A 25,916-nucleotide genomic window follows, 5' to 3' on the forward strand; every position below is an offset into this window, starting at 1 on the left:
GAATAATTAAAAAAGTTGGTAGAAATTTAAACTAAAATATTTTAATTATAAAACAAAATGTTATAATTGGTCTGTTCCCTATGCACATAGGGATAAACCGGACGACACGATTGCTCAAATACAACGGCTTTACTGTTCCCTATGCACATAGGGATAAACCGTACTTCATCGCCTGGTATATATCCGTGGTTGGCTGTTCCCTATGCACATAGGGATAAACCGCGAACATGAACAATACATGATTAAAGATGCTTCTGTTCCCTATGCACATAGGGATAAACCGTTAAACAAGAAATTGCAACAATGCCATTAACTCTGTTCCCTATGCACATAGGGATAAACCGCGCACTCTAAGAATGCGCTTTGTTCTGTACTACTGTTCCCTATGCACATAGGGATAAACCGGAAATTATATATGTATAATAATAATAACTTGCCTGTTCCCTATGCACATAGGGATAAACCGGAACGGCAGGAAAATTGGGGGTTAGGTCGAAACTGTTCCCTATGCACATAGGGATAAACCGATTTTGGTGGGTAGTAATGTTAGTGCTGATATCTGTTCCCTATGCACATAGGGATAAACCGCAATTGAAGATTCACAAGAGCTGTACATTGCTCTGTTCCCTATGCACATAGGGATAAACCGTGTGCAACAGTGCGTACTGGTGAATTAACTAACTGTTCCCTATGCACATAGGGATAAACCGCTAGACACACACATAACTACACAATAGCTAGTCTGTTCCCTATGCACATAGGGATAAACCGATAAATTAAAAGATGAATTAACCGATATATTACTGTTCCCTATGCACATAGGGATAAACCGCTCCTTTGGACTAATTCCTCCCGATTTTTGATCTGTTCCCTATGCACATAGGGATAAACCGCGTAAAAACTTCATCATGTTATGTTTTGATGACTGTTCCCTATGCACATAGGGATAAACCGTAAATGATGTTCCCTCTAACTCTATTGTAAATCTGTTCCCTATGCACATAGGGATAAACCGGAGTACTGAATGAAAATAGATTTAAAAAGAGGCTGTTCCCTATGCACATAGGGATAAACCGTGTTTTTTATTTCTGTTACTTTTTTATCTATACTGTTCCCTATGCACATAGGGATAAACCGAGAACTTATCATTTTTTAAAAACTGGGCGACACTGTTCCCTATGCACATAGGGATAAACCGCCCAACCTTTGACGGGGCAAGAGTTCACAATTCTGTTCCCTATGCACATAGGGATAAACCGCGAGAGAAGACAGTAAAGGCTCTTCTGCGGTACTGTTCCCTATGCACATAGGGATAAACCGACAATACAAAAGAAAAATCCTACTTAATTGGTCTGTTCCCTATGCACATAGGGATAAACCGCTCCGCCCGATGTGGGTTGTAACGCGTTATGTCTGTTCCCTATGCACATAGGGATAAACCGTACCTTGCTCCAGCAAAAGATTGGGATTATAACTGTTCCCTATGCACATAGGGATAAACTGGGACGAAAGGCAAACCTACAGTTACATCGACTGATTATTGAGTGTAGATCGGGAAGAAAAAGCATAAATAAAACTGCTGAACTATTGAATTGTAGTCCTGCAACTGTAAAAAAAGTTTGGGCTAAGCATAAAAAAGAAACTCTTAAATAATATATAATAAATAATATTTTTTATTTTTTATTTTTTTTAAATTTCTGTATAATTAACAAACTATATTAATGAGGATATTAATATGAAAATTTATTCAGATATAAAAGAAAACGCTATTAATCCAGATTTATACCCCGTTCCAGAAGATCTTTGGGTAACTGATCATGGCTACCTAAATGATGAATCATTTGATATTCTTGCAAAAAGAAGATTAACTGAAAAATTTCAAAAACAGAGTTATGTTAGAGAACTGGATAACGGCGAAACATGGCAGTTTAATCCCGATGGTACAAAGTTAATGGTCAGAGATAAATATGGAAAACGAGTTGCGTAAAAATGCAATTTTTATTTTGGGATTGAATGGTGCTGGTAAATCAACAATTAGAGATGATATAGCATCAGCTCAAGATATCCTGATTATTGATCCAGATAAAATTGCTAAAGAGCATAATTGTAATAGCGTTCGTGCAGGTAAAATTGCACTTAAAATGTTTGATGATGCAATAAAAAACAATCAATCATTTCTTCTCGAAAGTACTCTATCAAGTTATTCAATAATAAAACAAATTAAAATAGCTAAAAAAAAATTATATAGTGTTCGAGCTTATTTTGTTGGTCTAAAGTCATTAAATAATCATATTGATAGAGTAAATAATAGAGTTAAAAATGGCGGACATAATATTGCTGAAGATATAATCAGACGCCGATTTGATAAAACTTACAATAATATAAAAAAACTATTTCCGATTGTGAATTATCTAAGAATTATTGATAACTCTGTAGAATTCACAACAGAAGCTAAAATTATTAACGGGAAGCTAAAAAAAAGAAAACAAGTTTGTGACTGGGTCACAAAGTATGTAATAACTCCATTCGTTGAATATAAACTAGACACGCAATAAATTCAGCTCATAAAAACTTCAAACAAAATCAAAAATAAAATTCTAATGAAATAGAATAGTCATAATAAATATTATTTCTTAAATATTATTTATTATGGGAGTTATAAATGATAATCGTAGTCGGCTGTAATAAAGGTGGAGCAGGTAAAACAACAACAGCAATTAACTTAACAGTTGCATTAGCATTAAAAAATAAAGATGTATGTTTAGTTGATGCTGATCCTCAGCGTTCGGCGTCCAAATGGCAGTTATTAAGAGAAAATGAAAATATTCAGCCTGCTATCAATTTAGTAGAAAAACGGGAAAATATAGCATCTGTAACTACCCCCCTAAAATAGTACAGCAAAAAAGTAGAAAATTCTCTATAATAAAAGTAAAGGGGGATTTAATTATGAAAAAAATGACTGAACATCAAATCGTGGCTATTTTAAAAGAAGCTGAAGCGGGTATTCCCGTTAAAGAACTGTGCCGTAAATATGGCATGGGTAATTCAACTTTCTATAAATGGCGGGAAAAATACGGCGGAATGGAAACTTCGGATATCAAACGCTTAAAGGAGCTGGAGGCCGAAAACCGCAAGCTTAAGCAGATGTTTGCCGAACTGAGCTTAAAATCCCAGCTTCAGGAAGAAATCATAAAAAAGCTTTAGTGCCCACAAAGGCACGTAAAACGTGGGCACAGCAACTACAACAAAATCATTCAGTTACTATTGCTATGAGTTGTGCCATTGTTGGCTTAAGCCGTTGTGCTTACTATTATCAACCTAAGTTACTGGATGATTCGGTGATTATTTCGGTGTTGAATGCTATCACAGACCGGCATTTACGCTGGGGCTTTCCTAAATGCTTTAATCATATCAGAAAGCTTGGCTATAAATGGAATCATAAACGGGTGTATCGGGTGTATTGTGAATTAAAGCTTAATCTCAGGGTAAAGCGTAAAAAACGTATCCCCCCCACGAACACCAGAAAAGCTATTGGTTCCTAATAAACAAGGTGAATGTTGGTCAATGGATTTTATGAGTGACAGTAGTGGTAATCAACGTCGCTTTAGGACATTCAATGTCATCGATGACTTTAATCGTGAGGCGCTAGGCATTGATATTGCAGTCAGCTTACCGGCAGGGAGAATTATCCGTTATTTAGATAAACTGGCCGAATATCATGGGTATCCATTAAAAATACGAGTCGATAATGGGCCAGAATTTACAGGAAAAACCTTTATAAACTGGGCAAAGTTACATGGTATAAACATTGATTATATAGAGCCCGGTAGCCCATATCAAAACGGGTATATTGAACGATTTAATCGTACCTATCGTACTGAAGTACTCGATTTATATCTTTTTAACAACTTAGCGCAAGCAAGGAGAATAACCGAAGAATGGTTAACGATTTATAATACCGAAAGACCGCATGAGGCATTAAATAACATGACACCGATTGAGTATAAAACACTAAAACAAGCAGCATGATTTTCTACGTGAGTGTGTACTAAGTTTGGGATATTTACTCTATAAATCCTGACACTTAAATATTATATTCAGGAAAAATGGCCACTAAGTTTCAATTTTTTCCGTACAATATTTCTAGCTCTATGAAGTCTACTTTTCACTGCTTCAATGCTTAGTCCAAGAATATCGGCCACCTCTGGAGCTGTTAATTCATTAATATCTCTTAGAATTAAGACAGTTCGATAAGTGCTCGGAAGAGAAATTATTGCTCTACTCAAGTCAATTTTTAAGACTGATTGTTCTGAGCTACTAATATAATTAGCATCATATAATTGTTCTACCTCATTTGGAGCCATATGAAAATTTTTTTTATTTGACCTAAAAATTCGGTAACATTCTCGTTCGATGATACGAAACAACCATGATGAAAATGCAGAGATTGTACGTAAGACCTCTATTTTTTTATATAAAATCCAAAGAGCAACCTGCACTGCATCTTCAGCATCCTCAGCATTAGAACAAACTTTTCTTGAAAAACGATTTAGATCTGGTTGACATATTTCAAGTAATTTTAGTAAAGCTACTTGGTCACCAGAACGAGCCAATACGATCAGATTTTCATCAATTTTATTCATAAACACTCCTTATTTATTTACATAGAAGAAATTTAATTCTATAAAAAGGATTCAAATATTTTATATTTTTTTAAATAGAATATAAAAATCTGTAATATTTAAGTGTTAAAAATATGATAACTATAAGATATATATCAATAACTAGTAATTATATCTATTATATAATGCCATCAATTTTTTACTATCGAAAGTAGGTAATAACATCATAATTCTTTATGAAGAATAACCTCTCTCATAAAATATGACAACGATTGTAACTATCTCCTAAAATAGCTAATAAATCGCCTTTTCTTACTTTATGATTATCAAGTACTAGAACATCAGTTATAATTTCAGGTACTCTAGTGGGCACAATACTTACATTCCCATGAACATAAGCATTATTTGTCTCCTCGAAAAAATAACCATGCCAAACCATTCGAACTAGTACAATACAACCAATCATAAATCCCACACCCAAAATATATTTCTTCAAATTTTTACGAATATTATTTGAAGATAATTTTTTTCATCTTCTTGCGACATCTTATCTAAACTCTATCACCATGTTATGGCTTTCATTCTAGGGTGCATAGTTCTGTTTTAAGAGCTATTAGAACAAGTAAATTTCGGATCAAAACTATGCAATCTACGACCACCTTACATATGCATATAAACTATTTATCTTTTTTTGCGCATGGTTCACAAGTTTTACCTGAATTATAAATAGTAAGAATGAGACCTATAACCCAGCAAGCAGGGCATCCTCGCAATACCACAAATCCGCAAATAGCAGAAAAACCCCCTAACACTACAGTTAACAGAGCACCTTGAATAAACAAATAGATGGCTAAACCTAAAAACCCAAATCCTAGACACCCTCGTAACAAATGAACTACAACAGAAGAACTTTTAAACATATTTTCGCCTCCAAAGTTATTATGTTTAGTCTGCAATTTAATCGAAGAAAATGGTTTTCCATTCACATTTCAATGTAAGTTGCAAACCTGCTTAAATAAAGTGCATATAAAACAAAAAAGATTCAAAAAAATTCATTTAATTTTAATGAATTTAAGTGCAATAAATCTGAGTACAGTCTTTAGCTTCCTTGAAGTAAATAGTTTTTATGAGTACCGAACTTCAAGGAAAACTACAATTAATTATTTAATCTATTTTCCTTTTCGCGATAAAACACATAGGGCAAAAACCCGTAACTCCTGTACAAGCTAAAACACATCCTACAGCTATGGCTATCCACATAACTAAATCAGTTGGTGCAAAAAGAAAACCCAAGCAAGCAATACACGCGCCAATAAAAACTCTACATACACGTTCAAAACTAGGGACATTTTTTTTAAAACTCATCATCTACCTCTTTTTTATGGTTAAAGATTAATCTCACTAATAAAGAGCTAGCCAAATTAAAAAAGGATTCAAAAAATTTTCATTTAAATTTAGTATCAATGATTTTAGATTTAATAAATTTGAGTGCAGCCCTTAATTACGGTTTACTGATATTTAAAGTGCATAGTGGATTAGACAAAAAGATGAGTATATTTAGTGTGTAATACATTAAAGCAAGCTTTGTTTCGGCGTCACTTTCCTAAAAATGTACTCATTCATAGTGACCAAGGAAGCCAATATTGCAGTGCTGATTTCAAGCAATTATTGTTACAATATGGGCTCAGGCAAAGCATGAGTCGAAGAGGGAACTGCTTTGATAATGCGGTTGTTGAAAGTTTTTTTCATACACTCAAAACACACATTATTCATGACTGTTACTACAAAACGAGAAAACTGGCTAATAAAGCACTATTTGAATATATTGAAATCTATTATAATCGGATACGCCGTCATTCAGCTAATGGCTGGGTATCACCTGAACAATATGAACAACAATATTACCAAAACGAAAAAATGATAGAGGTGGGCACTGTCTAATATTTTGGCGAGGATCAATTTATTTTTATAGATTATATTGATAATTATCAATTTATTTTCCACAATTTTTAATTTTTACCGATAGCTGTTATAAAACAATTGATTGCTGAGTATAGAGGGCTATAGGGGATGGTATATTTTTTATCGTATAAAATATAAATACATTAAAAACTGATGTAACTTTTGAATCTAATGACTATTTTTAAATTATTTATCAAAAATATTAAAATGGATAACGATAAACACGTTGGTTAGATGTATATATAGCATTTTAATTTATTTTAGGTTGGAAACAAACCCATACAGTGAATTGAATATTTTTTGTATCCATGCATAAATTATTTAACGATCTGCAAGTACACAATAATTATTTCAAAATTCAAATAAAATTTACATTATTATAATGAGTTTCCGCACAATATAAGCACTGAGCAAATCATTAGATTAGACAAGCTCAGTTTTGTAAGTATATCAGCTGGTTCTTTCTTGTGACCAATTTTCTGGAACAAGTACAGGTAGTTTAGCCCACGGTTCTTCAACTAAGGCATTCTGAAACTATTGTTCGCTTAGATTTGCATATTTTATAACGATCAATTGAAAACTAGGAACATCTTCCTTAGTAAATCTAAGTAACAATTCGAATAGGCGACGCACGGCATTAAGATCGGCATCAGAAGCTTAGGTTCAAAGCAATATCATTTATTACTAGCTGTAATAAATGATATTACAGGCAGAATAATGATCTTTTCTCAAAAAAATATTATAAAGGTTAATGAACAATAATAAGCAAAACAAGGCTGGCTTTTATGAAAGAGAATAGAATAGAAAATTATAAATACACATTATATTTATTAATTACAGTGCTAGGTTGGGGGATTATGTATCCGGCCTCAAAACATGCTGTATCATCTGGTATAGATGGTTACTATCTGACTTTTATTCGCTACGTTCTTGGTGCACTGCTTGTAAGCACTGTTCTGCTTCTTATAGAAGGCAAAAAAAGTTATCAAACGGAAGGAAAAACTTTCCAGTTATGGTTTTTTGGTACGATAGGTTTTGCCGGATTAAACTTCCTTACTTTTATCGGCATTGGTTTTTCTTCTGCCGAACATGCAACAATTATATTAGCATTAATGCCAATGTTATCAATTATTCTGTCATCCATCCTTACTCGCAATATACCTAATATTAAAACAATTTTATGCACGGTATTAGCTTTTGTAGGAATTGTTTTGGTTATAACAAATGGAGATTTCAATAATTTGATAGCCTCATCAAATTTTGTTGGTGATTTATTATTGTTAGCCGCTACAACTTGTTGGGTTATTTATACCTATTTTGCAAATACGATAATTGCAAAATACAAGTGGAGTGCATTAAGAGTAACCGCATTAAGTTCTTCTCTTGGCGTAATAAGTATTATCGCAATTACTTTAACTGCGTCTTTCTTAGGCTTTGCAAGTCCTCCAAGTTTGGATGCATTAACCTCAAGTGGATTTGATATTTTTGTGCTTGTTATCACAACATTAGTAATTATTACTTGGAATGCTGGTATCAATGGTCTTGGTGCTATCAATGGTATTCTTTTTGTAAATTTAGTACCTGTCATTTCTTTTATTATTGGCATCTATCAAGGCCATTCCATTTCATATACCGAAATTATAGGAGCGATAATCACTATTATTGCACTAATTCTTAATAATATTTTCATGAGATCAATTAAAAATAAGAAATAAAAAAACCACTTAATAAAATTAATAAATTCATTAACTTTAAAACAAGGAACACTTCGATGAAAAATATATTATTTGTTGTTACTTCTATTCATCATATTGCTGAGATAGATCGTAATACAGGGTTAGAGAGATGCAAAAATATGAAACATTTACATCTGACGAGATATGTATAGCTGATTTAGTACTATACAAGAATTATATGCTTAGAAACACAGATGCCATGAATGAGTTTTCATTTATTGTAGGTCAATTTCAAGATATTGAAAGACAACTTAAAGAGCAATATAAATTGATGTTTACGGTGGCTTTGAGCTTAAAACACCATCTGGTAGATCATATACACCTCATAGAAAAGCATCAAATTAATAACCCAGTTTATCAAGAGCAACAATTATTTTTTATTTTAAAAAAATAGTATAAGGAATTACATATGCCATTAATCGATATTTATTATACAAATAACAATTTTGAATCTAAAAGAAAAATCATCGCCGATACTGTATATAGCTCACTCCGTGAAATATTGAATGTTAAAGAAGGTGCTAAATTTATTTATTTTCATTATTTTAAATCTGGTGATTGCATTACTCCTGAGCAACTTTGGGATATTAGTTATAGCAATAACTTTATTTTTATCAAAATTACAATGAATAAGGGGCGAACACAGCAAAGTAAATTACAATTGTATTACAAAATAGCGGAACAAATATCTCAGCAACTAGATATATCTATAGATGATGTCGCTATTTGCTTAATAGAGAATGAGCCTGTAAATTGGTCTTTTGGTGGCGGAAAGATGCAATTTGTAGCATAAGCTATTGTATTTACATTCTTTGTAATTCATTATGTTGGTTACAAGGAAGTTTTTCTTGTGATCAATTAATCCAAATTATAAAATATTCCGATAGTAGCTATTTTTCGTAAATCAAGGCAATTCGATGAAAAAACAGTTTAAAACTATGCATATCGCTAGCCTTGAGTTATTTTTAGTAGCAGCAGAAAATGAGAATTTTTCAGTTACTGCTGAATACTTAAATATTACTCCCGCTGCTGTTAGTCGTTCTATTAAGAGACTTGAAGAAAGAATCGGATTTGATTTGTTTTCACGTAGTACACGCCAAGTCAAACTGACTCAGGAAGGGCGTATCTATTATAAAAAATGCTCTGAAATACTAGATATGCTAATTAATGCTGGACACTCTATTAAAACTGAAAAAAATACAATAGAAGATAAATTAAAAATAAGCGTACCAGAGACCTTTTTTAACTATAAAATATCTCCTTATCTAGCTAATTTTTCCGAAGAATATCCTAATTTAAAACTTGATTTTCATGTAACTAATAGAAATATTGACTTCGTTGCTGAAGAATATGATCTCTCAGTTAGGCTAATACAAGAAAATACAAGACTAGAAGCATTTCTAATTAAAAAAAATTTGTTTGTCGCTACAACTGGATTATATGCTAGCCCAAATTATCTTACAAAAAATGGCATGATTGTTTGTCCTGATGAGCTAATAAATCATAAATGTATCAATTTTAGCTCTAGTCAAAATAATAAACGATTTCAATGGGCATTTTTGAATAAAAATATATGTAAAGACAATATTGAAAATAGCCAAATACAAATCTTTGATAGTATTCAAGCGACTAAATTTTTAGCCTTAAACGATGGTGGTATAGTTCAACTTTTTAGTTTCTCTGTACAAGAAGAGTTAAAGAGAAAAGAATTAGTTGAAATTTTGTCTGAGTATAATAAAGGAAATACTTGGGAGTTTTGTTTTCTTTATCCTTCAACATATAAAAATTCAATGAAACTTAAAGTATTTATCGATTATTTTACTAAAAAAATTAGTTGATAATACAGGCTTTTTATATAATCGCATATATTCTACTATTTGCAAAAAAGGCGAATTAACCTATCAAAATTTTTTCTTACCTATTGCGCTTATTGTGATTGTATACATATTTTACTGGATTTAATCGAAGTACCTCAGCATTTTAAAAAACGGTAATAAAGATAACAGATTAATTGAGTTTAACAAAATATTTTAAAATAGCGGACGCTGCTTAACTGTATTGATTATTTTTGTAATATCGGATCATTACTAGGTAAACAAGATTTATGTAACACGGTCAAAACGATCATTTTCTTGTTGTCTTGAATAAAATAAATAATATGACTTTGACTGGGAAAATAGCAAATATCCTTTTCATATTGCATGGCAATACTTGGCGACTGAGCAAGCAAAGAGATAGTTTTATGCAAATTGGAAATATACTCTTTTGCTTTCTCTTAGCTCCAATTTTTTATGGAAGACTCATAAATATGTTTTAGCTGTTTGGCTGCATGTTGAGTAATTTTGATTGGTAGCACGATTAGTCCTTTAACAGATTCTTAAAGAAGGTATCGGCATCAATTGCTCTACCTTCTTCAATATCTTTTAAGCCTAGCTTGATTTGTGCATCAACATGGTTCTTTTTCATCGTTTCAAATAGCTGATATTCATCCATCGATATCATCACTAACACGGGCTTACCGTTTTCAGTGACAGTCACAGGTGAAGCTTGTGCACTAAGCACAGCTTCACCAAATCGGCTTTTCACCTCATAGGCGGTTAGAACTTTAGTGGATATTTTATTTCTCCTTTCTAGCTAAAATAGCTATTTTGTCTAAATTTTACCTGTTTTAAAAATTATAACAATAGTTACTTTATGGTATTAATTCGAAAATCTTAAAAAGATAGACTTATCTGAGATATTATTTTTTACTCTGTATCTGTTATTATTTCACAGCGTTATAAATTTAGTACACTTTTTAGTACACCAAATTATATAGCGTAAATAATATGCATTAATAACAGTAGGTTACATATAAAGTTCGAGTCTCGTTTCCCGCTCCAATATAAAATCGATCTTAGTCCATTAGAATTTATAAAACAAGTTATATCAATGTTTAAATGTGATTTTACTTTCCAAGATAGAACAGAGTAATTCAGTGATACTCAAAAAATTAGCCCACAATTCATACTAAACAATTTCTAAGTTTTTGGGGATGTAATAATTTAGCAATAAGAAAACGCCGAGTTGTTTACACTTCATGATTCAAATAATCCTTTAAAAACGCATAAGGCGTTTTTCCTGCAATCGCTTTATGCGGTTTAACGGTATTATAATAGTTAATAGATCGCTTAAGTTTTGTTGCCTATCTTTTGAATTGCTAAATATTGGCTGATGATGCCACATCGCAATTCAAAGTTCGTATCACTCTTTCCGCTTTGCCAGTCGTTTGTGAGCAGGCTGGTTTGGTAAATTTTTGATTGATATTATAGTTTATTACCTGTTTTAACAAATAGGTGTTCACTTGTGCTTTGATATTCACGCTCATTATCGGAATAAATACATTAAATAGTATATTATTCTTCATCAATAAAATTTATTAACTCATTAAATTTAAAATAATTTCACGTTGAAACGGTATAGACTCCTGAATATTTTTAACAAAAATTGTGCTTTTTTTAATAAAGAAATACCTTGTTTTATTGCTAACTATGTTATAACTATAAGAAATTTAAAGATTAATTGGTAGAATAAAAAAATCGCCATATTCTCTATTTTATTTTTAATATTAATTTAATAAAAACAATGTGTTATAAAGTAATTGTTATTTTAAGAATAATTAAAAAAGTTGGTAGAAATTTAAACTAAAATATTTTAATTATAAAACAAAATGTTATAATTGGTCTGTTCCCTATGCACATAGGGATAAACCGCATGTTATAAATTGATACCCCCTCAAACATATCTGTTCCCTATGCACATAGGGATAAACCGAAAAATGAAACAAATTCAATTAGCTCATTTATCTGTTCCCTATGCACATAGGGATAAACCGTAAATTATCATCTTCATTGAAATCAGGCTCTACTGTTCCCTATGCACATAGGGATAAACCGTGACGGTTGGACTTCAGGATAATACGGCAGAACTGTTCCCTATGCACATAGGGATAAACCGGGCAACAATTTAACTTTATTAATTTAAATATACTGTTCCCTATGCACATAGGGATAAACCGTCCAGAAGATACAGCAAGACAGCTTAGCGAACCTGTTCCCTATGCACATAGGGATAAACCGGAGGTGCCAAGTGAAATGATAAAATTAACTTTCTGTTCCCTATGCACATAGGGATAAACCGCAGTTTCAATATCAAACAAAACTTTGTCTGATCTGTTCCCTATGCACATAGGGATAAACCGCCCTTGCGTTAAGGCTTCATTTCGTTGTTTGGCTGTTCCCTATGCACATAGGGATAAACCGTAGTTGAAAGCATCAGAGATCATACAGATTTACTGTTCCCTATGCACATAGGGATAAACCGGAAAAGGTGGAGTCGGAAAATCTTTCTTATCACTGTTCCCTATGCACATAGGGATAAACCGCAATTAAGAAAGAAAGTTATTTTTATTTGTTTCTGTTCCCTATGCACATAGGGATAAACCGATGGTGAAGATAGGATCGCTATTGTTAATAAACTGTTCCCTATGCACATAGGGATAAACCGCGCAATAACAATGTTAACTGGTAAAAAGTTGACTGTTCCCTATGCACATAGGGATAAACCGGATTTGAGGCTTTGGCAGAAGCTGCTTACTTACTGTTCCCTATGCACATAGGGATAAACCGCACGAATGATGTTGAGGCAACTTCTTTGGAATTAATATTTAGAGTATAAATAATGGAATGGCAACACATTTTCAAACAAAAAATGACGGGGGTAAATGTTTTTTAATTCGACGGGAGGCAAGTAGCCTAACGAAGAATGTAATCGTTTCTGATTATACCAATAGGCATAAGTCGAAAAATCGCGTTATAACTCAGCTGTTGAGTTGAAACGTTGGCCTTTTACAAACTCGGTTTTAATTGTTTTAAATGTCGCCTCCGCTACCGCATTGTCATGTTAGGGAATTCGCTATAATTCCCTAACTCAGACTGGTCACTATAGCTATTTTGAACATCTAAGCTGCACATGCCTGAAACCACTACACCCAATCCATTCCACCAATCTAAACAAAAGCCTCAATATTAGGCAAAAAATTGTCAGGAAATATATTGATTTCATTTTATTTTTTGCTTATTAATAATATTTCAATCTATTAAAGCATGTCATAAAACTTAATTGAAGTCACTCCTAAATAATTTTCGCCCAAAAATCCCCCAAAAAAACTAGCCAAGCTTTTTTAAAACGGTTATACTTTCACCGATTTTTAAAAATCAGCTTATTTAATAAGCAAATGGATATAAAAAATCGAAATAAAACATAAATTTACTTGACAGGTGAACAGTAATGCATTATCATTTTAGACACCAGACACCAGACACCAGCACTGGCAAACCTATGTTTTAAATTTATCAAATAGACGCATCAGATGCGTTTTTCCTCTTGCCTCGTTTATATTCTCGAAGTTATTTCTCAAATCACTATCAAAATTATCCCGAAAAGTCCTGTTGGCATTGTTATTATTGTCATGTTTATGGCATTTTCCAGCATTGGCAGGTCAAAATGGTCGAGGGGATAATCGTAGTGATGCCATAATACTACCAGCGTTACAATGGGGAGAGCTCAAGTATGTAAGACCTATTCTTGAAAAACACGGACTATCCAGGTTTACTATCCCTGGTATATGGGATCCAGATTATGGAGCCTTAGTCCAATCAACCAATCCGGCATCATATGCGCTAAATTTTCCAACTACAGGAGCTGATAGGCTTTATTTTTATTTACTCATGGTTGGAGAGGTCGATGAATTGATATGGGAGTCATCCCCGCATGAGGGGATCATCACCATATTGTTGGAAAGAGTAACAAAAATACGATGCTTAGAGATCGAATTTGATGTGTGTAGAGGTATAAATAGAAGCATGTCTTTTCTTAAGGTTACGCTAAAAGGTCCAGAGGCAAACTCTCAAAAGCAAAATCCGTACCCAAGTCGAATTGCTGTGCCAAGGTTACCACAGACCTTTGAGATAATAGGTAGAGATAGCGGGGGGAACGAGGTAATTAAATATGGGTTTGTCCTGCAGAAGTGGTTTGTGATCCGTGATGATTATAAATATGTACCGGGGAAAGGGTGGGGGGGGACCTTTCAAGAGCAAGAAGCTTGGTGTCCTAGTTTGGGTTATCGTTTGACACAGGTCAAAGACCTGACCAATGCAGTCTGTATTGATCGGGGTGATGGTAAGGATTCTACCAACCCCTACTTTGAGTGTCCAGGTAGTAAGTTCGGTGCCCTGCCGTCGTCACCTTATAATGGTGTCCAGCGCCGAATAGGGGCTGGATTTGTAACTGAGTGGGGATGGCCGGTGTATTATATTGATGATCTCTACCCCGCTATGTGGATTTGGACGAGTGATTCAGATGGGGACTACGCGTACTCAACGGACTTGTCCGGTGGACCTTTGGAAAGAATTTGGAAAGGCAACTATAGAAATACTGTTTGCGTTACTCCTTAGGTCGCAAGTCGGGTTTATGGTGTAAATAAAAGACAATCCAAGTAAAAAGCAGGTCCTGCGCAGTTGGAGCGCCAAGGAGGCAAGGACTGTGTGCCTTGCGCTTTAATAACTGAAAGTCAAAAAAGTGCCTTTCCTCCCGACCGAGGACGGCAAAGGTATGATAGGCAGATTAACCAGACGGAATCATCAAAATCACTAATTAGGTGTAACAATGGCAATTGAACAAAAATTAGCATTAAGTGAAAATCCAATTCATTTTTGAGTGAGAGCTTTTTAATAGTCTATAATTAGTTATTTTTATTTTATAAATCAATTAATTATAATTTAAGGTTGATAATCTAACATATTAAAAATTCGACTAAATCATTGTGTATGGTGGTTTTCTGGCTAATGTTATCAATAAACGTTATTGGTAAAGCGGTTCTCACTATTTACGGTTATGAGTTAATAGATGATTATGATTTAAGTGGCTATGAAGTTTGGTATCAACAGCGGTGTCAATTATTCAAAAATAGGAAAAATAAAAAAACAATCCGCGCAATCTTCCATTTTAACTGACTCAGCCAATAAGTGACATGATGACAAATAATTTGAATAAAAACAGAGTATTATAGCAGTTATTCTTTTTATTGTCATGATATCCGCCAATGACTCACACGCCTACCTCCCCAAAACACGCAAAATCACCTTATAACGAATTGATTTTAATTAAAAAACAAAAAAAATCAATAAAATAAATACTCTATCTGACAATTTTTTATAACTCAATAATAACGCGTCCACGGGTGATGTCGCTGATATTTTTTTGCAGTAATTGGGATTTATCTTGTGTGATGCCTGTTATGATATTGACACCTTCAGCATCAAACTCTTGATTTTCAATAATGGCATCAAGTTCCTTTAGGCGATTTTCGATAATTGGCCATTCATTATAATAACAGTGAAATTGTAGCGTCATGCGGGCAATAAGTTCGATACGCTCTGCTTGTTGCAAGCAGTGGCTAGCCGAACCACCATAAGCACGAATTAACCCGCCAGTACCCAGTTTTATACCGCCAAAGTAGCGAGTTACAACTACAACTACTAGATCGCAATCTTGCCCTTCAATAGCTGAAAGAATCGGGCGACCGGCAGTGCTGGTGGGTTCGCCATCGTCATTAAATCGATATTGTTGTCCAATCTTCCATGCCCAGCAGTTGTGAGTAGCGTTGGGATCACTTATTTGGTTAATAAAGTCGGTGGCTTGTTCGGCTGATGTAACTGGCGAAGCATTGACAATAAAGCGGCTTTTTTTTATTTCTTCTGTTAATTCAAAGGGATTTGCTAATGTATATGGCATGCTAACTTTGGTAAAATTAATTTATTGTGGATAATAATACTGAACAGAATCAAAATGTCTATTAATTTAGAACAATTAAAGCGAACACAACAGCCGTTAGCTAAAAAAGTGACATTAGCTGGTACGTTTTGTCAGTCGGCTAAATTTATTGGTGAAACTGATGTAGGCTTTGAGGCGGATGGTTATGTGACTAGAGCTGCAATTGTTGTTCTTACTTATCCTGATTTTAAGGTTGTTGAATGCCATATTGCTCGAATAAAAACGCAGTTTCCTTATATTCCCAGTTATTTATCTTTTCGTGAGTATCCAGCACTGATCGAGGCATGGCAGCAGGTAACACAAAAAACCGATTTATTGTTCGTTGATGGGCAAGGTGTTGCTCATCCTCGCGTTTAGGTATTGCCAGCCAAACCTTTGTTTAAGAAGTTTATCCATGCAGAATAATCCATTATCATTAAACAATAGTTAACTTTATCGAACCAGATCGCAATTTTATGTAAACAAAGGCTATCACAAATGGTGCAGCTGATTTAACGGTTAGTATCCTAAGTGAAAACAATGCATTATAGCCGTTGTTGCTTTGAATAGTTTGCAAATAATAGCCCGTATAATGCGAGCGAGTTTTTAAGTAATAATTAATCGTATTTTATCCATTACAATCGCTTAATATTTCATTATGCCAAAATCACATTACATAATAGAAATTAGTTATTGCAATCAAAGCAATAATCTTATAATTTATTCAAATTTTAGAGTACAATACAATTAATAACATATCATAATAATCATGCAGTGTTTTAGATTTTCTTATAAAAAATAGACATGGATTGATTGTCAATTAAACAAAAGTTACACCGATTTTTACATAAATTATTACCCGTTTCGATACAGAAGTTTCTATTTAATTCTGCATTTGGAATTGTAGTTCAACATATAATGTTTAGCTTGGAGAAAGGAAATGTATTTATTAGAAATGGCACCAAAATTTTTGTTAGCTTTAATTATTTTACTTGTTTATGTGAAGTTGTCAGGAAAAAGCCAAATTGCGCCAATGTCGCAGCTCGATCAGGTGGGTAGTATGGTCATTGGTGCGCTAGTTGGGGGGGCATTACTTAGCCCGACAGTATCGCCTTGGGAAGCTGCTGGGTTAGTGGCTATTTGGGCGGGTCTACTTGTTTTAATTCGTTTTATCAAATCTAAAAACTCACGCCTACGCGATGCCATAGATGGCGAACCAATCCAATTAGTTAAAAATGGAAATTTAATAACGGATAATTTTATTAAAGCCAACTTACCGGTAAGAGATTTTGAAACTTTAGTGAACATACAAGGTATAGCTTCATTTGATGAATTAAAAGAAGTTTGGTATGAACTCAATGGTTCTTTAACCATTATCAAAAAAGGCGATAAAGACATCGCTGTACTTATCATTGAAAATGGTGGCATTAGCCATGATAATCTTGAGCAGCTTAAAAAAGATGAAGAGTGGGTTAAACACGAGCTATCAAAGCAAGGTTATGAAAAAATAGAAGATGTTTTTTGTGCTGAATGGTTTGATAATAAGTTGATTATTTACCCTTATGATGCAGTGCGTGAAGGTAAAAAATAGTTAGTTTTTAGGGTGGCTTTCAAATCCACCCTTCTTTCAGCTTGGTTAAGCTATAACTATCTTCTAACTAGCGCAATTGGCTGTCTTTACTGCCTCGGCGGTTATATAGGCTTGATACTTTAGCCAATTGTTTATCGATTTCTTGTTGGCAAGGCAGACAATATTGCACTCCGGATAATGCTGCTTTTCTTGCTTCTGCAATAGGTTCCCCACATGCAATACAAAAATCAGCGCTAGTAGTACCGTGATTAAGTTGCCTTCTTGCGTTTTCGATAGCATCGGCAATTGTTCCTTCGATTTGTTGATTAACGGCATCGTCAGATGCCCATTCACTCGCCATAAAAGGAAGCTCCTATAACTGAAATAGTATGTTGATGACATAGTGTTTTTTTTAATTATTTCAAGTAATATAGCTAATAAATAATCAAAAAATGACGTTATTGATTATATTGTTACAGGGTAAGCATTCGTGTATTTAATTTAACATTATCAAAATACGGAGGTTTTTATGCAGCAATATGAACAAGCAACATTTGCCGGCGGTTGTTTTTGGTGTATGGTAAAACCCTTTGATCAGTATGAGGGGGTGATCAATGTTATTTCAGGGTATACTGGTGGACATATTGCAAACCCAACCTACCAACAAGTCTGTTCGGGCACAACAGGACATACCGAAGCGGTTCAAATCACGTTTGATCCCAAACTAATTAGTTATAAAAAGCTTTTAGATATCTTTTGGCAACAAATTGATCCAACCGATTCTCAAGGTCAATTTGCTGATCGGGGCAGTTCTTATCGTCCAGCGATTTTTTACCATAACGAATTTCAGCATAAACAAGCATTAGTGTCTAAACAAACCTTGCAAGAAAGTGGACGATTTAATAAGCCAATTGGTGTTGCGATAGAGCCTGCGGTGGCTTTTTATCCAGCTGAGGGTTATCACCAAAGTTATTACACCAAACAGCCTCAACACTATAATCAATATTACCAATTATCAGGGCGATCTGACTTTTTGGCTAAACATTGGCAAAAATCAAATAAAGGATGAACGAATAATGCAAAACTACCCACAATACAGTATCAAACAAAAATGGATCCATTGGCTAACAATGATACTTATTGTATTAGCATTTTTATTGGTGACATTTAACGTGACATTATCACACTATGTGGGGGGTATGTTTACCCTTTATATATTGCACAAATCTTTTGGCTTAGTGATTTTTGTAATCACATTATGGCGCTTTGCTGTGATTAAAAAAGAAGGTGTACCTGATGTCTTACCAAAAGAGCAAAAGTTACAACGCGCATTATCAAAATCGGTACAAGGATTTATTTATATTTTATTACTGGTAGTACCGACCTCTGGATATTTAATGAGTAGTCATTCTCTAAATGTATTTGGCATCTTATCTATTCCTGCGCTTGATATGCCGAACATGTATTATCATTTTTTTCATACTGTCCATAAAGTTAGCTCATATTTATTAGCTATGTTACTTATTTTACATATAGTTGGTGCCTTATATCATTATTTTTGGATTAAAGATAAAGTATTGCAATCTATGTTAAGCCGTGATTAATCACCATTAATTAAAACAAACAACATTAAATAACGAAGGTGACTTATGAATAAAACAATGAAAGAAAAAGCACTGTCCATATTAACACCTATGCAATATCATGTTACCCAAAAAAATGGGACAGAACCTCCATTTGAAAACGAATTTTATGCCAATCAGCAAGAAGGGCTATATGTTGATATCGTATCTGGCGAACCACTATTTACTTCGTTAGATAAATTTGATTCGGGCTGTGGCTGGCCTAGCTTTTCCAAACCAATAGAAAAGGGCAATATTATTGAAAAAAAGGATACCAGTTTTGGTATGCGACGTACCGAGGTGCGATCTGCAAATGCTGACTCTCATCTTGGCCATGTTTTTAATGATGGACCAAAAGCCTTAGGGGGATTGCGTTATTGCATCAACTCAGCATCTTTACGGTTTATACCAAAAGATGAACTTGAAGATGCCGGTTATGGTCAGTATTTAAAACTATTTGATAAAGAATAAATACGGACAGAATAAAAGTAACAAAATAAAAAAACCTATCATCTATATGGATGATAGGATCTATATACTAACCCGCTTATCTCAGTTCTTTCGTTTAAACAAGATATAACTAATCAACAAAAACACAAAACTGGTGATAAGTGATCCAATAATAGGGTAAATACCCATGACAATACTTACTTGAGCAAATAAATTATCGGCAATATAAAACAAAAAGCCAAAGCTGATGCCTATCACCACGCGAATCCCCATTGACACGCTACGTAACGGACCAAAGATAAATGACAAAGCTAACAACATCATCACCGCCACCGAAACTGGCTTGATAATCTTTTTCCAAAATAGTAAATCGTAATACTTGGTATCTTGCCCTGAGCTTTTAAGGTATTGTGAATATTGATAAAGCCCAGAGGCCGACAACGAATCCGGGTCAAATGCTACAATACTTAATTTATCGGGGGTAATATTCGTTTTCCAAGGGATGGAAACCATATTGACTCCCACAACTTTGTTTTGCACCGTTAGCTCATTTTTTTCGACTTGCGACAAAGTCCAACTATCGTTTTCATAAACACCATAGGCGGCGTGGGTAATGGATAGTAGCTTATTGTCATCGACCGAATAGATAGAAATATTTGAAATCGAATTATCGTTATTTACATGCCCAATAAATACATAATCATTACCATCTTTAGCCCAAAGGCTACCTTGTTCGGCTGTTAACGAATTACCATAAAGTTTTTCAGAACGCATATTGCGTGCAGTTTGTTCGCTAACTGGCGCAACCCATTCACCAATCGCCATGGTAATTAACACCAGCGGTAAGGCTGTTTTCATCACTGCAAACGCAATTTTAAAACGGCTAAAGCCGGAAGTTTCCATTATAATGAGCTCACTGCGTGATGCCAGCAAACCCAAACCAATTAACGCACCTAACAATGCGGCCATAGGAAAGAACACTTCCAAATCTTTTGGCACCATTAACAGGGTATAAATACCCACAGAAAACGCATCATAATCAACTTTAATTTTTCGCAGTTGATCAATAAAACGGATAATACCTGACAAACTAATAAGTAAAAAAAGGCTAATACCGATGGTACTTAATATAGTTTTCCCAATATAACGATCTAAAATCGAAAACACGCTTTTCTCCTTAAGATGCCGCATATTTTAAGCGAAGTTTACGCATAAATAAGTTATCCCAACAATTCAAAATTAGCGCTAACACAAAATACCCTAAATTCAAAATATAAAACCATAATTCGGGATCTAAGCGGCTTTTACCTGCATTGGCTTTAATCGAACTGGCCGACAAAAAGTAAACCAAATACAGCAGTAAAGCCGGTAAAACTTGTGCAAGTCGTCCTTGGCGTGGGTTAGATACGCTCAGTGGAATCACTAAAAATGCCATTAATGGCACTGAAATAATCAAGGTTATTCGCCAATAAAATTCAGCATTGGCTTTAGGTGTATTGGTGCTTGCCAGCTCAAATAATCCTAATTGTTGAACATCAGTTTTATCTGTATCCTCATCGGTCGACAACACTTTGGGTTTTATTATGCCTAAATAATTATTAAAGTGTGAAATTCGAAAATCCTTTAATTGTGCTGTGCCTTCATAACGATTGGCCTTTTCAAGGGTGATGATTTGATTACCTTCATCATCATGTCCAGTCTTTCCCTTATTAGCAATAATAATGGAAGGGCGTTGATTGGTTTTTGGATTGATTTGAGCAATAAACACATTTTCTAAATTATTATTATCCACATTACCAATATAAATCACCGAATTACCATCAGGTGTTTGTTGAAATTGCCCAGCTAACAATCCCGCTAAACTAGGGTTTATTTTCGCATTGGCAAGTAGCTGATCTTGCTTAACGCTAGTCCAAGGACCAAACCAAAGCGAATTGAGTGCCGTTAGTATGCAAGTTAAAATACAAAGAAAAAGCACCACTTGATACGTCAAATTCTTCTTAACCCCGCAAGCATGCATTGCCACCATTTCGCTGTCAGAATAAAGGCGCCCAAAGGTAACTAATACACCAAGAAAAAGGCTCAGCGGTAAAATGAGATCAGCCATATTCGACACACCCAAAACTAACAACGGCATAATTAAATCACGGGGGATCGAACCATCAATGGCGCTCGACAAAATTCGAATTAATTTTTGAGAAAAGAAAATTAGCAACAAAATAAACAATATTGCCCCTTGAGTTTTCAATGTCTCTTTAACTAAATATCGACGAATTATCACATTTTACCTATATATGTTGGCACAAAATCAGACTATTATAATCTGATTTGTTTAGTTTTAGTTATCTTTTTGTTGCTATCCAACAATGAACCGATAGAATATTAATAATCTCTACCCATTCACAAACGAGAAGCATTATGGAATTTCAAATAAAAAACAGCGCTATTATAACCAAACAAAAAACAGAGTGTTTAGTTATTTCAATTGATTCAGGAAAAAACCAGTCTGATTTTGTTAAAGATATCGATAAATCAACCAATGGCTTAGTTAGTGAGCTTATCAAATCAGGCGACATAAGTGGTGAACTAGGCCAAACCACTTTGTTATATCCAAACAGTAACAGCTTAAAACAAAAGATCTTATTTGTTGGATGTGGCAGAGCCAAAGCGTTTGACTTAACTCAAGCCAAAAAAGTCATTCAAGCGGTAGTTAAAGAACTGCTTGCTAAAAAAATTAACAATATCGTATGGGATTTATTTGCGTTCAATGAAGTAAATAGCCTTGAATTTGCCAAACAACTACCGAAAATTGTGAGCGACATAACTTATCGATTTGATGAATTTAAAACCACGAAAACCCCAGCACCAAGTCTAACTAAAATCACATTATTAACTCACGACAAAAAAGCATTATCAGGATTAACTGATAATTTGTTACAAGGTCAAATTATTGCAAATGCTATTGTGACAACAAAAACAATTGCCAATATGCCATCAAATGTTTGTAATGCCAAATACTTAGCCGAGCAAGGCAAACAGCTTGGCAAATTACACTCATCATTAAAAGTCACCTGTCTTGGCGAAAACGAACTAGCAAAATTAAACATGAACGCCTATTTAGCCGTCGGACGTGGATCGCAAAATGAATCAATCATGACCGTGATGGAATATCAAGGCGCTAAAGATAAAAAAGCTCAGCCATATGTTTTAGTCGGCAAAGGGCTAACGTTTGATTCAGGGGGCATATCTATTAAACCATCTGCCGGTATGGACGAAATGAAATACGACATGTGTGGTGCAGCAACTGTTTATGGCGTTATGCAGGCTGTCGCTGAACTTAAATTACCTATTAACGTGGTTGGTATCATGGCCGGCTGTGAAAACATGCCTGATGGCAACAGCTATCGCCCCGGTGACATACTCACCACCATGTCAGGCACTACGGTTGAAGTGATTAACACCGATGCTGAAGGGCGCTTAGTATTGTGTGATGCGTTAACTTATGTTGAACGTTACAATCCAAAAATCGTTATTGATATTGCCACCTTAACAGGTGCTTGTATCGTTGCGTTGGGACATCACTATACAGGGATAATGGGTAACAACGACAAGCTAATTGCGCAATTGGTAGCATCATCCAACAAAGCGGGCGACAAGGCATGGGCACTACCTATTGATAGTGAGTTCCAAGAACAGATCAAATCAACTTGTGCTGATATTGTCAATGCAGGTGGACGTGATGGTGGTACCATTACCGCTGCTTGCTTCTTATCACGCTTTACTGAAAAATATCAATGGGCACATTTAGATATTGCCGGCACTGCATGGAAGTCTGGTGGGCAAAAAGGTGCAACAGGTCGCCCAGTTGCCATGTTGATTCAATATCTACAAGATCAATAAATTGAGCTAAGATTTTATGAAAAAAGTGATCTTCTATTTACTTGAAAATAAAACAGAAGCCAACGAATTGGGCATGCTATTTTATGAAAAGCTAGCATGCCAAAAGATAGTTGAAGCTTGGCACGCCAAACAGCGCGTGCTAGTTGCTTGCCAAGATCAGACTCAAGCTGAGCGAATAGATGAATACCTTTGGCAACTTGACACCACCAATTTTGTACCACACAATTTAGCTGGTGAAGGTATGAAAGGAGGATCCCCTATTGAAATCTGCTGGCCAGAAAAACGCAGTAGTGGTTCTCGCCAGTTGCTGATTAATTTGCAAGAGCAATTTCCCGAATTTGCTGGTGTTTATCGTGATATTATCGATTTTGTGCCAGTTGATGAACAGCTAAAGCCACTTGCAAGGGCAAGGTATAAGTTATATAAAGAGGCTGGATTTAATCTTAAAACTATTCCAATCACTTGCGAATAAATAGGGCGAAGATCTTACTGATTTTCTTAATGGTTTTTTCTAAAAATCACAAATAAAAAAATCAACATGCTAACTGACTTTTTACGACCAAATTGACGCATTATTCGAAAACTTAAAACAGCGCTAACCATTTTTTTATCAATAAATAGAAACAATAAATTAAAAACAACTTATAAAAAAGGTTTTTAAGATCAAAATCTTGTTTGTCTTTTTTCCAATAAGTTTTATAGTATGTTGGCTTTTAGTTTACTACCTTATAGGCGGTTTAGAAATTTTCTCAAAATAAGTCATGATGCTCTATATCGTTCACCACCGCATAGGTGGTTTAGAAAGTTACAAGATTATTAGATAAAAATTCGCAATCCATCTCGGATGTTGCTACAGATGCTATTTATTCCACCAAAAAGTTAAAACGATCAAAATACAATCGATTATTTTGATTGAATAATCTCTACCATTCCAAGGCCGAACCGTTCAGTTATTTACATTTCCTTACTAAAAATCCGCAAAAAAACTAGCCAAGCACTTTTTTGTGGCTATAATTTAATTAATCAGTTTATTTAATAAGTGATCTAGTTAAAAATATCAAATAAATCAAGAAAATACTTGACAAAGGAGAAGTAATGCATTATCATTTTAAACACCAAACACCAAACACCAGCACTGGCAAACCTATGTTTTAAACTTATCAAATGAATCTATTAGACAAGTTTTAAAATTCGCCTCGTTTACATTCTCAACGTTATTTCCAAAATTATCATCAAAAATATTTCCAAAATTTTCATTATTGCTGGCACTGTTGTTGCTATTGCCGTATTCATTACGATTACCGGCATTAACCTATAAAAATGGTCGAGGGGATAATCGTAGTGATGCCATAATATTGCCATCGGAACCACCGGTAGCCATCAGCTTTGCAAGGCCGAATAAGGATTGGGGCACAGATGAATACGCCGGTCCTGCTGACATATGGAACCCAAATGGAGGATTTCTCATCACTCAATCAGATCCCACATCATACGCTCTTAATTTCCCAACCACGGGTGCTGATGGATTATATTTTGATTTAGAGATAGAGGGGGTTGATCCAGATCAATTGACATGGGAGCCAGTCACACATGAGGGAATAACTGCTACCGTAAAAAGGACAAGATCAAACGATAGATGGTTTCGTGGCATGGTAACGCGTGTTTCTCTGAAGGGGCCAGAGGCTAGAGCTCAATGGTACAATCCTCATCCAAGTCGGATCTCTGTGCCAAGGTTACCGCAGACATTCGAATATTAACAGGTAATCATTACCAGCGTCGAATTGGGGCAGGATTCTTCGCAGAATGGGGGTTGCTGGCTAATTACGTTGGTGCAAGCTTTAACAGCTTCGGAAACTACTGGACAGGTGAAGCTTCATTCGGTGTAAACTCAATTAACGGCGCCGTGCGTAGTACTTATCCAAGTTTCGTATCGAGTGGAATTTGTATAGTTCCTTAGCATTTAGGACTTAATCCTTGAGGCGTAGGTGAATTTGAGGATAACGAATTAAAAAAAGCGCCTTCTGCGTAAGCAGGGGGCAGAGCCGACAAAGAAGTACCTCGCAAAGGTAAATCCAATAAACCCCACTTATTTCAGCAACAAAACATCAGGAATTAGATTGGAATGGCAACACATTTTCAAACAAAAAAATTAAGGGATAAGTGTTTTTTAAATTCAACGGGAGGCAAGTAGCCTAACGAAGAA

25 protein-coding genes, 4 pseudogenes and 2 CRISPR repeat arrays are annotated in these 25,916 nt (G+C 34.7%); of the genes and pseudogenes, 19 read left to right on the forward strand and 10 right to left on the reverse strand.

Annotated elements, in window-relative coordinates:
- Nucleotides 1-71 precede the first annotated feature (71 nt).
- Nucleotides 72-1,503: direct repeats of the CRISPR family, unit length 29 nt; unit sequence CTGTTCCCTATGCACATAGGGATAAACCG.
- Between the two features lie 12 nt (nucleotides 1,504-1,515).
- The 5 genes and pseudogenes from GQ593_RS14305 to GQ593_RS11635 form a co-directional block, all read left to right on the forward strand.
- Nucleotides 1,516-1,653 (forward strand): annotated as a pseudogene (locus GQ593_RS14305) (helix-turn-helix domain-containing protein); the annotation flags it as partial.
- A gap of 82 nt (nucleotides 1,654-1,735) precedes the next feature.
- A complete protein-coding gene (locus GQ593_RS11620) occupies nucleotides 1,736-1,987 on the forward strand; it encodes a hypothetical protein (protein WP_160432176.1) in 252 nt (83 codons plus the stop codon).
- Complete coding sequence (locus GQ593_RS11625; protein ID WP_160432177.1) at nucleotides 1,968-2,555, forward strand: zeta toxin family protein; 588 nt, start codon at nucleotides 1,968-1,970, stop codon at nucleotides 2,553-2,555. Before GQ593_RS11620 ends, GQ593_RS11625 begins: the two co-directional genes overlap by 20 nt.
- Before the next feature lie 107 nt (nucleotides 2,556-2,662).
- The gene (locus GQ593_RS11630; protein WP_160432178.1) at nucleotides 2,663-2,893 is read left to right on the forward strand and encodes a ParA family protein; all 231 of its coding nucleotides are present in this window, start codon (nucleotides 2,663-2,665) and stop codon (nucleotides 2,891-2,893) included.
- Nucleotides 2,894-2,946: 53 nt separating this feature from the next.
- Nucleotides 2,947-4,029 (forward strand): annotated as a pseudogene (locus GQ593_RS11635) (IS3 family transposase).
- Nucleotides 4,030-4,097: 68 nt separating this feature from the next.
- Here GQ593_RS11635 and GQ593_RS11640 read toward each other — a convergent pair.
- The 4 genes from GQ593_RS11640 to GQ593_RS14310 form a co-directional block, all read right to left on the reverse strand.
- The gene (locus GQ593_RS11640) at nucleotides 4,098-4,643 is read right to left on the reverse strand and encodes an RNA polymerase sigma factor (RefSeq protein WP_160432179.1); all 546 of its coding nucleotides are present in this window, start codon (nucleotides 4,641-4,643) and stop codon (nucleotides 4,098-4,100) included.
- A 232-nt stretch (nucleotides 4,644-4,875) separates the two neighbouring features.
- The gene (locus tag GQ593_RS11645) at nucleotides 4,876-5,088 is read right to left on the reverse strand and encodes a hypothetical protein (protein ID WP_085246545.1); all 213 of its coding nucleotides are present in this window, start codon (nucleotides 5,086-5,088) and stop codon (nucleotides 4,876-4,878) included.
- A 211-nt stretch (nucleotides 5,089-5,299) separates the two neighbouring features.
- The gene (locus GQ593_RS11650; protein WP_091346804.1) at nucleotides 5,300-5,542 is read right to left on the reverse strand and encodes a hypothetical protein; all 243 of its coding nucleotides are present in this window, start codon (nucleotides 5,540-5,542) and stop codon (nucleotides 5,300-5,302) included.
- Between the two features lie 244 nt (nucleotides 5,543-5,786).
- On the reverse strand, nucleotides 5,787-5,990 hold the full coding sequence (locus tag GQ593_RS14310) for a YgaP family membrane protein (RefSeq protein ID WP_442903615.1): 204 nt from the start codon (nucleotides 5,988-5,990) through the stop codon (nucleotides 5,787-5,789).
- Between the two features lie 189 nt (nucleotides 5,991-6,179).
- On the opposite strand from GQ593_RS14310, the pseudogene GQ593_RS11660 reads away from it, so the two are divergent.
- Nucleotides 6,180-6,563 (forward strand): annotated as a pseudogene (locus tag GQ593_RS11660) (IS3 family transposase); the annotation flags it as partial.
- A 471-nt stretch (nucleotides 6,564-7,034) separates the two neighbouring features.
- Here the strand turns inward: GQ593_RS11660 and GQ593_RS14315 are convergent.
- A pseudogene (locus GQ593_RS14315) lies at nucleotides 7,035-7,238 on the reverse strand (DUF3732 domain-containing protein); the annotation flags it as partial.
- A 131-nt stretch (nucleotides 7,239-7,369) separates the two neighbouring features.
- On the opposite strand from GQ593_RS14315, the gene GQ593_RS11665 reads away from it, so the two are divergent.
- The 4 genes from GQ593_RS11665 to GQ593_RS11680 all read left to right on the forward strand — a co-directional run bounded on the left by GQ593_RS11665 (nucleotide 7,370) and on the right by GQ593_RS11680 (nucleotide 10,158).
- The gene (locus tag GQ593_RS11665) at nucleotides 7,370-8,299 is read left to right on the forward strand and encodes a DMT family transporter (protein ID WP_160432182.1); all 930 of its coding nucleotides are present in this window, start codon (nucleotides 7,370-7,372) and stop codon (nucleotides 8,297-8,299) included.
- Between the two features lie 130 nt (nucleotides 8,300-8,429).
- On the forward strand, nucleotides 8,430-8,714 hold the full coding sequence (locus tag GQ593_RS11670) for a hypothetical protein (protein ID WP_085246535.1): 285 nt from the start codon (nucleotides 8,430-8,432) through the stop codon (nucleotides 8,712-8,714).
- 15 nt (nucleotides 8,715-8,729) lie between these two features.
- Nucleotides 8,730-9,113, forward strand: a complete 384-nt coding sequence (locus GQ593_RS11675) for a tautomerase family protein (RefSeq protein ID WP_160432183.1) — start codon at nucleotides 8,730-8,732, stop codon at nucleotides 9,111-9,113.
- 124 nt (nucleotides 9,114-9,237) lie between these two features.
- Nucleotides 9,238-10,158 (forward strand): LysR family transcriptional regulator, encoded by a 921-nt coding sequence (locus GQ593_RS11680; RefSeq protein WP_160432184.1) that lies wholly within the window; start codon nucleotides 9,238-9,240, stop codon nucleotides 10,156-10,158.
- 520 nt (nucleotides 10,159-10,678) lie between these two features.
- Here the strand turns inward: GQ593_RS11680 and GQ593_RS11685 are convergent.
- On the reverse strand, nucleotides 10,679-10,936 hold the full coding sequence (locus GQ593_RS11685) for a type II toxin-antitoxin system prevent-host-death family antitoxin (RefSeq protein WP_337189725.1): 258 nt from the start codon (nucleotides 10,934-10,936) through the stop codon (nucleotides 10,679-10,681).
- A gap of 1,107 nt (nucleotides 10,937-12,043) precedes the next feature.
- A CRISPR array of direct repeats spans nucleotides 12,044-12,987; the repeat unit is 29 nt; unit sequence CTGTTCCCTATGCACATAGGGATAAACCG.
- Between the two features lie 822 nt (nucleotides 12,988-13,809).
- On the opposite strand from GQ593_RS11685, the gene GQ593_RS11690 reads away from it, so the two are divergent.
- Complete coding sequence (locus tag GQ593_RS11690) at nucleotides 13,810-14,814, forward strand: hypothetical protein (protein ID WP_237397756.1); 1,005 nt, start codon at nucleotides 13,810-13,812, stop codon at nucleotides 14,812-14,814.
- A 757-nt stretch (nucleotides 14,815-15,571) separates the two neighbouring features.
- Here the strand turns inward: GQ593_RS11690 and GQ593_RS11695 are convergent.
- The gene (locus GQ593_RS11695) at nucleotides 15,572-16,153 is read right to left on the reverse strand and encodes an IMPACT family protein (protein ID WP_160432187.1); all 582 of its coding nucleotides are present in this window, start codon (nucleotides 16,151-16,153) and stop codon (nucleotides 15,572-15,574) included.
- A 54-nt stretch (nucleotides 16,154-16,207) separates the two neighbouring features.
- Here GQ593_RS11695 and GQ593_RS11700 point away from each other — a divergent pair, with 54 nt between their 5' ends.
- Nucleotides 16,208-16,549: an endonuclease V gene (locus tag GQ593_RS11700; protein ID WP_160432188.1), complete on the forward strand. Its 342-nt coding sequence runs from the start codon at nucleotides 16,208-16,210 to the stop codon at nucleotides 16,547-16,549.
- A gap of 562 nt (nucleotides 16,550-17,111) precedes the next feature.
- Complete coding sequence (locus tag GQ593_RS11705) at nucleotides 17,112-17,762, forward strand: DUF421 domain-containing protein (protein ID WP_160432189.1); 651 nt, start codon at nucleotides 17,112-17,114, stop codon at nucleotides 17,760-17,762.
- Between the two features lie 67 nt (nucleotides 17,763-17,829).
- Here the strand turns inward: GQ593_RS11705 and GQ593_RS11710 are convergent, their stop codons facing one another.
- Nucleotides 17,830-18,102 (reverse strand): DksA/TraR family C4-type zinc finger protein, encoded by a 273-nt coding sequence (locus GQ593_RS11710; RefSeq protein ID WP_160432190.1) that lies wholly within the window; start codon nucleotides 18,100-18,102, stop codon nucleotides 17,830-17,832.
- A 168-nt stretch (nucleotides 18,103-18,270) separates the two neighbouring features.
- On the opposite strand from GQ593_RS11710, the gene msrA reads away from it, so the two are divergent.
- Genes msrA through msrB form a run of 3 tightly spaced genes read left to right on the forward strand, consistent with a single transcriptional unit; the run spans nucleotide 18,271 to nucleotide 19,834 of the window.
- The gene (gene msrA, locus GQ593_RS11715; protein WP_160432191.1) at nucleotides 18,271-18,810 is read left to right on the forward strand and encodes a peptide-methionine (S)-S-oxide reductase MsrA; all 540 of its coding nucleotides are present in this window, start codon (nucleotides 18,271-18,273) and stop codon (nucleotides 18,808-18,810) included.
- A 7-nt stretch (nucleotides 18,811-18,817) separates the two neighbouring features.
- Nucleotides 18,818-19,345 carry a cytochrome b gene (locus GQ593_RS11720; protein WP_160432192.1) on the forward strand — a complete coding sequence of 176 codons (528 nt, stop codon included), beginning with the start codon at nucleotides 18,818-18,820 and terminating at the stop codon, nucleotides 19,343-19,345.
- 57 nt (nucleotides 19,346-19,402) lie between these two features.
- Nucleotides 19,403-19,834 carry a peptide-methionine (R)-S-oxide reductase MsrB gene (gene msrB, locus GQ593_RS11725; protein ID WP_160432199.1) on the forward strand — a complete coding sequence of 144 codons (432 nt, stop codon included), beginning with the start codon at nucleotides 19,403-19,405 and terminating at the stop codon, nucleotides 19,832-19,834.
- Nucleotides 19,835-19,915: 81 nt separating this feature from the next.
- On the opposite strand, the gene lptG is transcribed toward msrB, so the two are convergent.
- Nucleotides 19,916-21,004, reverse strand: coding sequence for an LPS export ABC transporter permease LptG (gene lptG / locus GQ593_RS11730; protein ID WP_202115483.1), 1,089 nt, complete (start codon nucleotides 21,002-21,004; stop codon nucleotides 19,916-19,918).
- Nucleotides 20,991-22,094 (reverse strand): LPS export ABC transporter permease LptF, encoded by a 1,104-nt coding sequence (gene lptF, locus GQ593_RS11735; protein ID WP_160432194.1) that lies wholly within the window; start codon nucleotides 22,092-22,094, stop codon nucleotides 20,991-20,993. The genes lptG and lptF overlap by 14 nt, the downstream gene beginning before the upstream one ends.
- Before the next feature lie 137 nt (nucleotides 22,095-22,231).
- Here lptF and GQ593_RS11740 point away from each other — a divergent pair, with 137 nt between their 5' ends.
- The 3 genes from GQ593_RS11740 to GQ593_RS11750 all read left to right on the forward strand — a co-directional run bounded on the left by GQ593_RS11740 (nucleotide 22,232) and on the right by GQ593_RS11750 (nucleotide 25,470).
- On the forward strand, nucleotides 22,232-23,713 hold the full coding sequence (locus GQ593_RS11740) for a leucyl aminopeptidase (RefSeq protein ID WP_160432195.1): 1,482 nt from the start codon (nucleotides 22,232-22,234) through the stop codon (nucleotides 23,711-23,713).
- A 16-nt stretch (nucleotides 23,714-23,729) separates the two neighbouring features.
- The gene (locus tag GQ593_RS11745) at nucleotides 23,730-24,185 is read left to right on the forward strand and encodes a DNA polymerase III subunit chi (protein WP_160432196.1); all 456 of its coding nucleotides are present in this window, start codon (nucleotides 23,730-23,732) and stop codon (nucleotides 24,183-24,185) included.
- 802 nt (nucleotides 24,186-24,987) lie between these two features.
- Nucleotides 24,988-25,470 (forward strand): hypothetical protein, encoded by a 483-nt coding sequence (locus tag GQ593_RS11750; protein WP_237397757.1) that lies wholly within the window; start codon nucleotides 24,988-24,990, stop codon nucleotides 25,468-25,470.
- Nucleotides 25,471-25,916 lie beyond the last annotated feature (446 nt).

Source organism: Gilliamella sp. Pas-s25, assembly GCF_009795885.1.
In the GTDB taxonomy this organism is placed as follows: domain Bacteria; phylum Pseudomonadota; class Gammaproteobacteria; order Enterobacterales; family Orbaceae; genus Gilliamella.